Annotated in this window: 13 protein-coding genes; 4 read left to right on the forward strand and 9 right to left on the reverse strand. The window is 68.8% G+C overall.

Features of this window, described 5'->3' with window-relative positions:
* Nucleotides 1-3 precede the first annotated feature (3 nt).
* From SK571_RS32665 to SK571_RS32685, 4 genes are all read right to left on the reverse strand, one after another.
* Entirely contained in the window at nucleotides 4-984 is a 981-nt protein-coding gene (locus tag SK571_RS32665) for an ABC transporter permease (RefSeq protein WP_319987948.1), read from the reverse strand.
* Nucleotides 981-1,886 carry an ABC transporter ATP-binding protein gene (locus tag SK571_RS46465; protein WP_406602068.1) on the reverse strand — a complete coding sequence of 302 codons (906 nt, stop codon included), beginning with the start codon at nucleotides 1,884-1,886 and terminating at the stop codon, nucleotides 981-983. The genes SK571_RS32665 and SK571_RS46465 overlap by 4 nt, the downstream gene beginning before the upstream one ends.
* On the reverse strand, nucleotides 1,887-3,530 hold the full coding sequence (locus SK571_RS32680; protein ID WP_319987949.1) for an ABC transporter substrate-binding protein: 1,644 nt from the start codon (nucleotides 3,528-3,530) through the stop codon (nucleotides 1,887-1,889).
* A gap of 280 nt (nucleotides 3,531-3,810) precedes the next feature.
* The gene (locus tag SK571_RS32685) at nucleotides 3,811-4,806 is read right to left on the reverse strand and encodes a LacI family DNA-binding transcriptional regulator (RefSeq protein WP_090065120.1); all 996 of its coding nucleotides are present in this window, start codon (nucleotides 4,804-4,806) and stop codon (nucleotides 3,811-3,813) included.
* Between the two features lie 264 nt (nucleotides 4,807-5,070).
* On the opposite strand from SK571_RS32685, the gene SK571_RS32690 reads away from it, so the two are divergent.
* The gene (locus SK571_RS32690) at nucleotides 5,071-5,610 is read left to right on the forward strand and encodes an MOSC domain-containing protein (RefSeq protein ID WP_319987950.1); all 540 of its coding nucleotides are present in this window, start codon (nucleotides 5,071-5,073) and stop codon (nucleotides 5,608-5,610) included.
* Nucleotides 5,611-5,937: 327 nt separating this feature from the next.
* On the opposite strand, the gene SK571_RS32695 is transcribed toward SK571_RS32690, so the two are convergent.
* Nucleotides 5,938-6,672 (reverse strand): alpha/beta fold hydrolase, encoded by a 735-nt coding sequence (locus tag SK571_RS32695; RefSeq protein ID WP_319987951.1) that lies wholly within the window; start codon nucleotides 6,670-6,672, stop codon nucleotides 5,938-5,940.
* Nucleotides 6,673-6,854: 182 nt separating this feature from the next.
* Between SK571_RS32695 and SK571_RS32700 the strand changes: the two genes are divergently transcribed.
* The 3 genes from SK571_RS32700 to SK571_RS32710 all read left to right on the forward strand — a co-directional run bounded on the left by SK571_RS32700 (nucleotide 6,855) and on the right by SK571_RS32710 (nucleotide 9,802).
* Nucleotides 6,855-7,754 carry an anti-sigma factor RsbA family regulatory protein gene (locus tag SK571_RS32700; RefSeq protein ID WP_319987952.1) on the forward strand — a complete coding sequence of 300 codons (900 nt, stop codon included), beginning with the start codon at nucleotides 6,855-6,857 and terminating at the stop codon, nucleotides 7,752-7,754.
* A 61-nt stretch (nucleotides 7,755-7,815) separates the two neighbouring features.
* On the forward strand, nucleotides 7,816-9,114 hold the full coding sequence (locus tag SK571_RS32705) for a wax ester/triacylglycerol synthase family O-acyltransferase (protein WP_319987953.1): 1,299 nt from the start codon (nucleotides 7,816-7,818) through the stop codon (nucleotides 9,112-9,114).
* 22 nt (nucleotides 9,115-9,136) lie between these two features.
* Nucleotides 9,137-9,802, forward strand: a complete 666-nt coding sequence (locus tag SK571_RS32710; RefSeq protein ID WP_319987954.1) for an HAD family hydrolase — start codon at nucleotides 9,137-9,139, stop codon at nucleotides 9,800-9,802.
* A gap of 10 nt (nucleotides 9,803-9,812) precedes the next feature.
* Here SK571_RS32710 and SK571_RS32715 read toward each other — a convergent pair whose 3' ends face one another.
* The 4 genes from SK571_RS32715 to SK571_RS32730 form a co-directional block, all read right to left on the reverse strand.
* Nucleotides 9,813-11,096: a serine/threonine-protein kinase gene (locus SK571_RS32715; protein ID WP_319987955.1), complete on the reverse strand. Its 1,284-nt coding sequence runs from the start codon at nucleotides 11,094-11,096 to the stop codon at nucleotides 9,813-9,815.
* 68 nt (nucleotides 11,097-11,164) lie between these two features.
* Nucleotides 11,165-11,290: a hypothetical protein gene (locus SK571_RS32720; RefSeq protein WP_319987956.1), complete on the reverse strand. Its 126-nt coding sequence runs from the start codon at nucleotides 11,288-11,290 to the stop codon at nucleotides 11,165-11,167.
* 104 nt (nucleotides 11,291-11,394) lie between these two features.
* The gene (locus SK571_RS32725) at nucleotides 11,395-12,012 is read right to left on the reverse strand and encodes a ScbR family autoregulator-binding transcription factor (RefSeq protein WP_319987957.1); all 618 of its coding nucleotides are present in this window, start codon (nucleotides 12,010-12,012) and stop codon (nucleotides 11,395-11,397) included.
* Entirely contained in the window at nucleotides 12,012-12,419 is a 408-nt protein-coding gene (locus tag SK571_RS32730; RefSeq protein WP_319987958.1) for a nuclear transport factor 2 family protein, read from the reverse strand. The genes SK571_RS32725 and SK571_RS32730 overlap by 1 nt, the downstream gene beginning before the upstream one ends.
* Nucleotides 12,420-12,517 lie beyond the last annotated feature (98 nt).

Below are 12,517 nucleotides of genomic sequence, written 5' to 3' on the forward strand. Positions count from 1 at the left end.
AGATCAGCCCTCCCGCCGCGTGCGCGGGTCCAGCAGCAGGTAGCCGATGTCCGCGAGCAGGTTCGCCACCAGCACCGCCAATGTGATCACCAGGAACACGCCCTGCATCAACGGGTAGTCCTTCGCACCGATGCCCTGGAACAGCACGTAGCCGAGGCCCGGGTAGGAGAACACCATCTCGACCAGCAGGGCGCCGCCGACGATGAAACCCAGCGACAGCGCGAAACCGGAGATCGACGGCAGCACGGCGTTGCGCGCGGCGTAGGCGAACATGATCCGCTTCTGCGTGAGGCCCTTCGCCCGCGCGACGAGCACGTAGTCCTCCGCCGTCACGGTCACCATCATGTTGCGCATGCCGAGGATCCAGCCGGCCACCGAGCTCACGATGATCGTGACGCCGGGCAGCACGGCGTGCTCCAGGACGCTGCCGAAGAACTCGCCGGAGAACTCCGGCACGAGGCCCGGCGCGTAGCCGCCGGACGCCGGGAACAGCGGCCACGTCACGGAGAACAACGAGATCGCGATCAGCCCGAGCCAGAAGTACGGGATGGACGACAGGAACGTCGTGATCGGGATGAGGTTGTCCATCCACGAACCGCGCTTCCACCCCGCGTAGACACCCAGCAGGGTGCCCAGCAGGAACGCGATGACCGTGGTGACGCCGACCAGCCCGAGCGTCCACGGCATGGACTGCGAGAGCACGTCGGCGACGGGCGTCGGGAAGAACGTGAACGACAGCCCGAGGTCGCCCCGCACCAGGGAGGCCCAGTAGTCGACGTACTGCTCCCAGATCGACTTGTTCTTGTCCAGCCCGAAGAGGACGTACAGCGACGCCATCGCGTCGCTGTTCAGCCGGCCGCCGAGCTTGGTGATCATCGCCTGCACCGGGTCGCCGGGAAGAAAGCGCGGCAGCAGGAAGTTCGCCGTGATCGCCGCCCACAGGGTGACCAAGTAGAACAACGCACGGCGTAGCAGGAAGGTCATGCCGCCGCCTCCGCGTACAACCAGCAGGCCGCCCAGTGCCCGTAGGAGTCGACCTCGGTGCGGGGTGGTGCCTGGGTCCAGCAACGCTCCTGCACCTTCGGGCAGCGCGCGGCGAACTGGCAGCCGGTGGAGATCTGCGCGACCTCCTCCAGCGGCGCGTCCAGCGCGAGCACCGACCGTTCCGGGTCAGGCGCGGACTCGATCAGCAGCTGCGTGTACGGGTGGGCCGGCCGCTGCGTCACGGACTCGCTGTCGCCGCCCTCGACGATCTGCCCGCCGTACATCACGAACGTCTCGTCCGCGAAGTAGCGCGCCGACGCGATGTCGTGGGTGATGTAGAGGACCGCGAGCTTCAGCCGTTCCTTGAGGTCCAGCAACAGGTTCAGCACGCCGAGCCGGATGGAGACGTCCAGCATGGACACCGGCTCGTCGGCGAGCAGCACCTCGGGGTCCGCGGCGAGCGCCCGTGCGATCGCGACGCGCTGCCGCTGACCGCCCGACAGCTCGTGCGGGTACCGCGAGGCGAAGTCCGCCGGGAGGTTCACGCGCTGCAGCAGCTCCTCCACCGTCTCCTGCCGCTTGTGGATCTTCAGCGGCCGGGTCAGGTGGTAGCGGATCGTGTGGACGGGGTTGAGGGACGCGAAGGGGTCCTGGAACACCATCTGGACCTTGCGCCGGTACTCCCGAACCCTTCGCACCTTCTCGCCGTCCAGCAGGATCTCGCCGGAGGTGGGTTCCACGAGCCGCGCGAGCAGCTTCGCCACCGTCGACTTGCCTGATCCGGATTCGCCGACGAGGGCGGTCACGCGCCCACGGCGCAGGACGATGGAGACGTCCTGCACCGCGCGCACGCGCTTGTAGGTCTTGACCAGACCTTTCGCTTCAAGCGCGACTTCGTTCATCTAAGACCCCGCGGGCTTCAGCTTCATGACGATCTGCAGGGCGTTGGGCAGGGTGGCCTGCGGCGGACCGTACGGGTCCTCCTCGGTGGGCCAGCCGACCCAGTTCTTCGTGCTGTACTCCGCACCGATCGGACCGGCGGAGGTCGGGATCATGGGGACCTGCTCGACCATGATCTTCTGCAGCACCGCGAGGGCCTTGGCCCGCGCCGCGTCGTCCGCCGCGTTCGCGTACTCGGCCAGCGCCGCGGTCGCCTCGGGGTTGTTGTAGCGGCCGAAGTTCACCGCGGCGGTCTGCCCGATCGGCTTGATCTCCGCGGCGTCCATGATGTTCTGGTACATCTCGTACGGCGTCGCGCCGGTGTTGGTCCAGCGCAGCGAGCCCTGGAACGCGCCGTTCGCGAAGTCGGTCGTCCACGCGTCCGCAGTCTGCGTGCGGACGGTCGCCTCGATGCCGATCTTCTTCAGGTCGCCCTTGATGATGTCGAGGACCGTCAGGTAGTCCGACCAGCCGGACGGGTTCGTGAGCTCGATGGTGACCGGCTTGCCGTCGGGTGCCTTGAGCACGTCGCCCTCGAGCTTGAAGCCGGCGGCCGAGAGCTTCTGCTTGGCCCCGTCGACGTCGATCTTGAACTTCGCGTCCTCGTACTCCGGCGCGAGGAAGGAGTCACCGGCGGGCAGCGGCATCCCGGTCTTCGACTCGAGCTTCGGGAACAGGCGGGCCTCACCCTTGACGAAGATCGCCTCGCGGTCGATCACGTCGCTCATCGCCGAGCGCAGCGCGGCGTTGTCGAACGGCGCGATCGTCGTGTTCAGCCAGAGGCCGTGGATGCCGAGACCGGCCGGGAACCAGAGCTTGTGGTGCGCCGGGTCCTTGTCGACGTACAGCTTCTGGTAGTCGGGGATGAAGACGTACGACCACTGGCTCGCGCCCGATGCCAGCGCGGTGGTCTGCGCCGTGTTGTCGTTGTACGAGGTGTACTGGATCTCCGGGACCTTGGGCAGTTCCTGCCAGTACTCGGCACGCCGCGCGATCGTGACGGTCTGCGAGGTGAACGACTTCAGCTCGTACGGACCGGTGCCGACGGGCTTCGGGTTCGTGTAGGTCGTCGGGTCCGGGACGGTGCTCCAGATGTGCTGCGGAACCACCATCGCGCTGATGACCTTGTTGCGGTTCACGAACTGCGGGCTCGCGAACGACACCTCGACCTTGTTGTCCGGCGTCGCCGTCGCGGTCTCGACCTTGAGCGAGTCGCGGTTGTTGAGCGCCGGCCACTTCTTGAGGATCTCGTACGAGAAGGCGACGTCAGCGGCCGTGAGCGGCTTGCCGTCGGACCACTTCACGTTCTCCCGGATCGTGAAGGTGACCTTCTTGTAGTCGGGCGTCCAGTCCCACTTGGTAGCGAGCCACGGCACCGGGTCCTGGGCCGGGCGCGTGTTGTTCACGAACGCGAGCGGCTCGTAGATCTGGTACCGGTAGCCGAGCGAACCCGCCGCGGACGTGGGCAGGAACGGGTTGTGGTTCTCGGTCAGGGGCCCGTTGGGCATGCCCACGGTCAGCACTCCGGCAGCCTTGGTAGCACCACCAGAGGAGCAACCGGTCGCCGCGAGCGCCAGTGCCAACGCGACGATGACTGTTCTGCGCATGGGGGAATCTCCCGATACGACGATGTATGAGAGCGCTCTCTCATACGTACGGCGAACTCGCCAGGCTGCAAGGGTCTGCTTCACAGGTTTGTGTTTGTGAGAGTCGCGCCTGAGGTGGTTCCTGGTGGCGCGGGCGGTCGAGCCGCATACCGGTGTTGTATGTGGGTCGTCCGCCCGTGCCTCCAGGGGCCGCCTCAGGCTCGGCTATCGCGAGCACAGGCCTGTGAAGTAGGCCCTGGGTGGCCTGGCGGGTCCGTTCAGTTGTGGTGGAGCGAGTGGGTCAGGGCGCGGATTCGCGCACGATCAACGAGGTCGGCAGCACCAGCGGGTGGTCGGGCATCGGCTGTCCCTCGAGCGTGGAGAGCAGCATCCGCGCGGCGGCGGCACCCATCTCCTGTGCCGGCTGGCGGATCGTCGTCAGCCGAGGTTCGGTGTGTCCCGCGACCGGGACGTCGTCGAAGCCGACCACCGACACGTCGTCGGGGACGGTCCTGCCGGATTCCCGCAGCGCCCGCAGCACTCCGACCGCCGAAAGGTCGTTCTGCGCGAACACGGCGTCGAACGGGATGCCACTCGCGACGAGCTTGTCCACGGCGACCTCACCACCTTCCGTGGTGAAGTCGCCGTCGACGACGAGGTCCGGGTGCAGCGTCAGGCCCGCTTCCGCCAAAGCGAGCCGGAACCCGTCCAGCCTCGCCTGAGTGCACCCGAAGTGCGGAGGTCCGGTGACGACGGCGAACCTGCGGCGACCCGCCGCGACGAGATGCCTCGCGACATCCGCGCCTCCCTGCCGGTTCGTCGTCGTCACCGAAGGGAACTCCGGGTGCGAGCCGCGATCGTCGATCATGACGACCGGCAGGCCCGCCCGGTAGAGCGTGGAGATGTAGTGCAGGGCATCTGGGGGCTCGACGACCAGCAGGCCGTCGAAAGCGTTGGCGGACACGTGGTTCGCGAACTGGTTCAGCGACTCGGGGCCGCGGTTCAGCGTGTACAGCAGCAACCCGTACCCGTCGGCTTCGAGCGTGTCGACGATGCCCTGCAGCACCTCACCCATCCACGGCCAGGTGAGCGACGGCGCGAGCATCGCGACGGTGCGGGTGCGACCCCGCGCAAGGCCGACGGCGCGGGCGCTGGGCACGTACCCGATCTCGTCGATGACCTTGCGAACGCGCTGCGCGGTGGAGGCGTCCACGTCCGGCTTGCCGTTCAGCACACGTGACACGGTCGCTTTGGACACCTGGGCGCGTTGGGCGACCTCTGCGATCGTGACACGCATGCCGAACTTCCTTCCGCCGCCTCCTGAAACCGGTTTCGGTACCGGTTCCGACGAGGTGTGACGGAGTCAACAGCCTGACGTGAGGATTAGTCAAGAGCCTTGCCGGAAGTTCGTGAGAGCGTTTCCACAGCCCGGTACATCGACGCAGGTAGAACACTGTCGGCGAACCCGAACAGCATCACCTTGATCGATTCGCGCCTGGTCGGTGGCTTGCGCCGAACGGAGTATCCGTTGCGTCTCAACTGATCGTGCACAATCAAGGCCATGGGGGTTGTGACAGCGGTCAGCCGCAACGAGGAGTACACGTTCACCAAGCCCGTGCGCGAGAGCATCACTTTGCTCGCCGGACTCGGTGTCGAGGGCGACGTCCACCAGGGCGTCACGGTCAAGCACCGATCACGGGTCGCACAGGACCCGACGCAGCCGAACCTCCGCCAGGTGCACCTGATGCACGCCGAGCTCTTCGACGAACTGCGCGACAAGGGCTTCCCCGTGGCCCCCGGCGAGATCGGCGAGAACATCACGACACGCGGCATCGACCTGCTCGGCCTGCCCACCGGCACGGTGCTGCACCTCGGTCCCGATGCCGTGGTCGAGGTGACCGGCCTGCGCAACCCGTGCCTGCAGATCGACGCCTTCTCGAAGGGCCTGCTCAAGGAGGTCGTGGGCAAGGGCCCGGACGGCGAGCTCGTCCGGCGCGCGGGGATCATGTCGGTCGTGCTGGTGGGTGGCGTGGTCCGGCCCGGCGACGAGATCCGCGTGGAGCTGCCCGCGGAGCCGCACCGGCCTCTGGAGAAGGTCTAGCCCCGCGCCGAGGACGGGCCGGCGAGCCGTACGAGGCGAGGCGACTTCTCCGGTGCGGTCGGCGCCAACCACCGCAACTGGACCCTCGCGGTGCCATCGGGCGCCCGCCAACGCAAGGCGACCACGTACGAGTCCTGGCGTGGCAATGTGGAGCGAGCCGTGTGAACCTTCAGGGCCGGATAGCGGTTCCGGGCCGCTCAACCCCGCGCAGTTCCGTTACGACCTGCGCGCCCACCCTCGCAAGGCGACCGAAGGCCCGGCAGCCGCCAACCCCGCTGGAACGCGACCGCAGGCGCTCACCCCGTACCGCACACGCCCCACGCCCGGCTACCCGTTGCCGAAGTGGTCGTCGAGGATCACCGAGATCGTCCGAAGCGCCTCGACGACCGCCAGGTGCGCCGCATCCCCCACCACGTAGAGCTCCGAATCCGGCAGGTCGTCCGCGATGTGCCGGACGAGTTCCGTCGGCGTCGCGTGGTCCTGCGCCGCCGCGATCACCACGGTGGGCACGTCGATCTTCGCCAGATCCGGCCGCAGGTCCATCACCCGGACGGCCTCGACACAGGCGAGGTAGGTCGGCAGGTCGACCTTCAGCAACTCGGCGCGGAAGCGCGCGACGACGGCCGGCGCGCACGTCGGCGTGAACCACCGGGAGACGACCGAGTCCGCGACGGACTCCATCCCGTGCGAGCGCAGCAGCGCGATCCGTTCGTCCAACCTGGCCTTGTCCGGCACCCACGCGGTGGTGCACACGAGCGCCAGCCGGGAGATCCGGTCGGTGTGCGCGGCCAGCCACATGCCGACCATGCCGCCGAGGGACACGCCGCAGTAGTACACCTGGCGCAGTCCCAAGTGGTCCAGCAGTTCCACGACGTCGTGCGCCAGGTCTTCGATCGTGCACGGGCCTTCGACGGGCGCGCTGCCGCCGTGGCCGCGGTGGTCGAAGCGCAGCAGGCGGAACGGCAGCGAGAACTCGCGCCACAGTTCAGTCGTCGTGCCGAGCGCGTTGCCGAGCACCAGCACCGGCGCGTCTCGCGGGCCGGTCAACGTGTGGTGCAGCACGGCGTCACCTCCTCGCTGTGCCCCGACAACCGGGAGTCTGCCTGGGGTGTTCCCCACTCGCACGGCGAATCCAACCTGCGGATCCCCGCTCACCGACAACCACCGGCCTGGCCCCCGCCGAAACACTGTCACGGGGAGCAGAATGGGGGACTGCCGCAGCCACCGACCTCACCGGGAAGCCGATGAACTCCGTTGCCCCGTTCGCACACGAAGCCCTGTTCTACCGGGACGAGGACACCTTCCTCGCCGGTACGGCGAGATTCGTCGCGGAAGGTGTCGATCGGGACGAGCCGGTGCTGGTGGCGGTGCCCGAGGTGAGCATCGCCCCGCTGCGCGAACGGCTCGGCGACGTGGCGGAGCAGGTCCACTTCATCGACATGACCGAGGCCGGTCGCAACCCCGGCCGGATCATCCCCGGTGTGCTGATGGCGTTCAGCGCGAGCACGCAACTGCGGTTCCGCGTGGTCGGCCAGCCGATCTGGCCCGGCCGCACCGACCTGGAGTACCCGGCGTGCGTGCAGCACGAGGCGTTGATCAACACGGCGTTCGAGGGACGGCCGGGCGCCATCCTGTGCCCGTACGACGCGACGGCCCTGCCCGGTCACGTGCTGGCGGACGCGCGGCGCACCCATCCCGTGGTGATCGAGGACGGGCGGCGCGTGGCGAGCAGGTGGTACACGGACCCCACCACCGCGCTGGCCGACATCTACAACGTGCCGTTGCCGCCTCCGCCCGCGGACGCCGAGGAGCACCCGTTCTCCGTCGGCACGCTCGCGCACGTGCGCAAGATCGTGTCGGCGTTCGCGCACTGGCTGCGCCGCGAGCAGGTCGAGGACCTGGTGCTCGCGGTGAACGAACTGGCGACGAACAGCATCCTGCACGCGTCGGGCCGCGGGGTGCTGCGGCTGTGGCGCGAGGACGGCACCGTCGTGTGCGAGGTGAGCGACTCGGGCTCCGGCTTCCCGCCGTCGTTCACCGGCCTGTCCGGCTTCGGGATCGTGATGGTGAACCTGTTGTGTGACCTGGTTCGCACCCACACGAGTCACAGTGGTACCACCGTTCGAGTGTACTTGGGGCGGTAGGGAGTCACCGCCATCTCATCGCAATGCGCACGACACGATGACCTGTTTTCCTTGCACAGATATGACAGACCACCTCTCCCCCCTCGACATCGCTTTCCTCGCGATGGAGGGCGACACCAATCCTTTGCACCTCGGCGCGGTCGCGACCTTCGCACCGTCCACTCCGGTGCATCCGGCCCGCATCGCCGCCGTGCTCTGCGAACGGGCGCAAGAGATTCCGCGCCTGCGCCAGCGCGCACGCACCTCGTTGCTCGGTGGCGCGCGCTGGGTGGAGGACCCCGGTTTCGCGCCTGAGGACCACGTCTTCACACACCACGCGCGCGGCCGTGACCGGTTCGCCACCCTGGTCTCGCACCTCATGGCGCAGCCGCTCGACCTCGCGCGCCCGCCGTGGGAGCTGCACGTCATCACCGGCCTCGCGGGCGGCCGGTTCGCCGTCGTCGCGAAGCTGCACCACTCGCTGTGCGACGGCATGAAGGCCGTCGGCCTGGGAATTCAGCTCTTCGACCCGTCACGGCTGTCCATTCCGGACGCCGCGGAGCCGGTGGCGAAGTCGATCCTCCCGTCCCTGCCGTCGCTGCGCGGGATCAAGGACACGATCGACATCGCGTCGAGCGTGCTGATGAACACCCGCCCGCCGACGCTGAACTCGCCGGTGCTCACCGCGTCCACCCGGCCACGCCGCGTGGTGATGTCGCGCCTGGATCTCGCGGACGTGCACCGGATCCGCCGCGCACACGGCGGCACGGTGAACGACGTGTTGCTCGCCCTCGTCACAGGTGCGTTGCGCCACTGGCTTTCCGCGCACGGCAGCGCCGGTCCCGACTCGGTCGTGCGCGCCCTGATCCCGGTTAACCAGCGCTCACGCTCCGGCGACGGCGCCTCGGGCAACCAGATCTCCGGTTTCCTGGTCGCGCTGCCGGTCGGCGAGACGGACCCGGTGCGACGGCTGCGGAACATCCGCTCGCAGATGGAGGCCGCGAAGGCGGCGGGCCCGGACCGGGGTGCCGGGGCGCTGCCGCTGCTCGCCGACAAGGTGCCGCCGCTGGTGCACCGCCTGGCCGCGCCGGTCATGGGGCGCTGCGCTCCCCTGCTGTTCGACACGCTGGTCACCTCGGTGCCGCTGCCGTCCGTCCCGCTCTCGCTGGACGGCGCCGCGCTGTGCGAGATGTACCCGGTCGCGCCCGTCGCACCCGGCCACGCCGTCGGCATCGCGCTGTCGGTCTACAAGTCGTCGGTCCACGTCTGTCTGAACACCAACCAGTCGTGGATGTCGGACGCGCACTGGCTCGACAGCGTGCTGCGACGCGAGCTCTCCTCGTTGCAGGAGAGCAGGGAACTGGTGGGTTTGCCGAGGTAGAGACGCGGGCAAACCTGTTTTCATGAGCAACACCGTGGTCCTCGACGTGGACGGAACCCTGGTCGACACCAACTACCACCACACGGTGGCGTGGCTGCGCGCCTTCCGCACCGTCGACGTCACCGTGCCCGGATGGCGCGTGCACCGTGCGATCGGCATGGGCGGCGACAGGCTGGTGGCCGCCGTGGCGGGCGACAAGGTCGAACAGGACCACGGCGACGAGGTGCGCCAGGCCTGGGAGCGGTACTTCGACGAGATGCTGGACGAGATCCAGCCGCTGGAGGGCGCGCACCGCCTGGTCCGCGCGGCGACCGACCTCGGACTGGCCGTGGTCCTCGCGAGCTCGGGCAAGAGCAAGCACGTCGAGCACTACCTGAAGCTGCTCGACCCCGGCGACGTCGCCTGGACGACCTCGGACGACGTCGAGGACAGCAAGCCGGCGCCGGACCTGATCGAGGTGGCCCTGCGCAAGGTCGAGGGTGAGCGCGCGGTCGTGGTGGGCGACTCGGTGTGGGACTGCGAGGCGGCCGCACGGGTCGGGTTGCCGTCGATCGGGCTGCTGACCGGCGGGTTCGGGGAGGACGAACTGGTCGACAGCGGAGCCTCGGCGGTCTACCCGGACCTGGACACGCTGCGAACGGAGCTGGCCGACCTGCCGTTCGCAGTGGTGGAAGAACCGAAAGCCTGAACGTCCGGTTCTACGGCTGAGGAACGGCCGACGGAGCCGGATTGCTCGAGGGCTTGCCGCGGTCCCTCTTCTCCTTGCTGGGCCTGCTCGTCTCCCCGGCCGGCTCGTCCCCGGTGGTCTCCACGACCGGAGTCGACGACGACACGACCCCACCGGCACCAGGCTGCGGCGCTCCGGGCACGCCCGGCGCGTCCGAGACACCTGGCACGCCCGACCCGTCCGGCGTCTGCACCACGGTCACGGTCGACGGCGTCACGGTGACGACCTGGGTGTGCGCGTCCGGCACCACCGGCCTGTCCGCCGCCGGCGCCTCGTTCCCGCCACCGCCGAAGTTCGCCACCACGACGGCCACCGCGGTGACGGCGACGGCCGCGGCCGCGATCGCCACGCGCTTGCCCCGCCGGGACCGGGGCTCGGGTACGGCCGGAGGTTCGTCCGGTGCGACGGCCGCGTCCGGAAGCAACGCCGGCAGCCCGCGGCTGGCCTCGAAGGCGGCCTGCAACGACCGGGAACACTGAGCGGCGGACGGCCGGCGCGCCGGGTCCATGTCCGTCATCGCGGACAGCAACGACACCCACGCCAGCGGCAGGTCCACGGGGATCCGCGGCGACCGGGCGAGGCGGGCGAGCGCAGCCTCGGCGTCGCCGCCGGGGTACTCGGTCCGCCCGGTCAGGCACTCCAGCAGCACGAGGCCCAGCGAGTAGACGTCGGCAGGCGGGCCGACCTCGGCGCCGCGCACCTGCTCCGGCGACAGGTAGCCGGCGGTGCCGACCAGCACGCCGGACGTCGTCACCCGCGTCACCTCCGCCACCAGCGCGAGGCCGAAGTCCGCCAGGTATGCCTGCTTCTCGGTGTCGTCGAGCAGGATGTTGGACGGCTTGATGTCGCGGTGCACGACGCCCAGGTCGTGCACGTGGTCCAGCACCGCGGCGATCTGGCTGCCGATCCGCGCCACGAACCGGGGCGGCAGCGGTTCACGCATGCGCTGGCGCAGCGTGCCGCCGGTGATCTCGCGCATCACGAAGTACGGGCGGCGCGACACCGTCCCGGAGGCGTAGACCGGGATGATGCCGGGGCAGTCCAGCGAGACCAGCATCGAGGCCTCGCGCTGCAGACGCAGTTCGTCGTCGGGCAGGCCGGGACCCGAGAAGATCTTGATCGCCACCGAGGACGTCGTCGATCGGTCGTACGCGCGGTAGACCTCCGCCATGCCGCCGGACCCGAGGAGCGTGCCGACGACGAAACGGTTGTCGATCACCGCCCCGGTCAGATCGCCGTCCCAAGGTGCGCTCATGGGCCTCCGCTCGCCTCACAGCAACCTAACGGGTCACCTGGAATTCCGGTACCCGCCGTACCTGAAGATCAAACTACGATCAGCCCGGATTCGATCTCCCGGCCCACCGCCACGTCGTGTTCCAGCCGGCACAGGCCGGTCGTCACCAGCACTACCGAGCCCAACGACGTCCACAGGTCATCGGTTCGCGGCACCGTCGAACCCTTCCGCCGAGCACCTTGTCGTTGCGGAGGTTCAGCTTGTTAACGCAGCCGAGGATCCGCTCGAACTTCGCCCGTCCATCGGGTCGAGCCGACCGTCACTCGAACCGCAGCCTCTCCCGTGCGGCATCGGTCACGAGGCAGCCGGAGGTGGCCTGCCAGACCCGGCTCAGCCGGACGCGGAGGTCGGTGCCGCCCGTCAACGCCTGTGCCACGAACTGCAACCCGAGCAACTCGGCCACGATCTGCTCGGCCGCGTGCCGCACGTTCACCTCCGGCAACAGCTCGCCGCGTTCGGACGCCAGCGACAGCAGGTCCCGGACCACCGTGACCCAGCCGATCACCTGCGCGGCCGCGGCGACGTCGAAGAACACCGCTTCCCGCAACAGCTTCGCGCTCACCCGCACGGTGAGATCCGTCTCGAGCCGGCCGACGAACTCGAAAGACATCACGATCAGCGCCTGCACCGGTGACGACTCGACCGCGAGCACCTCGTCTCGCAGCCGGTGCCACAGCAGGGACTGCTCCTCGATGATGGCGACGCCAAGGGCTTCCTTGGAACGAAAGTGGCAATACAGCGCACCTTTGGAAACATCCGCTCGCGCGCACACGGCCGTGAGGCTCGACCTGGAGAACCCTTCGCGGTCGAACACCTCCGCCGCGGCTCGCAGCAGTTTCGCGCGCGTGTGCGCCGATTTCTCGCGTTTGGAACTCATCACTTGATCCGTGCGACGCCGGTCGCGACGGCTGTGGCGAAGGTGTCCGGCATCTGCCGGTACTGCTCGATCTCCCCCAGGTGCACCGAAAGCACCGAGGCGAAGCGCACTTCCACCGGTTTGCCGCTGGCACGTACCCGCCAGCGCGCCGAGCCGATCACGGCGGCGTCTCCTCCGTCGACGATCACCTGGCGCACCGAGAGCTGCTCCAGGTCGAACGTGGCGAACAAGGTCAGGAACTGGGACTCGACCTCACGGCGGGTGCGCCTGCCGAGTGCCCAGCGGACGCCGTTCGGGTCGGGCGCCTCCCATTCGACGGTCGGTGCGCACAACCGCGCGATGCCAGGTGCGTCCTGTGCGGCGAGTCGTGCCAGGAAGACCTGCACCGCTTCGACCGTCGAGTACATTTCACCCACCTTCTCATCCCGGTCATTGCTGCGGCAATGAACTCGGTGCAGTCACACTAGCGAGACGCTCGAAATGCGAGTGCGCACACCCCATTGGA

The sequence above is a fragment of the Lentzea kristufekii genome (assembly GCF_033949925.1).
GTDB lineage: Bacteria > Actinomycetota > Actinomycetes > Mycobacteriales > Pseudonocardiaceae > Lentzea > Lentzea kristufekii.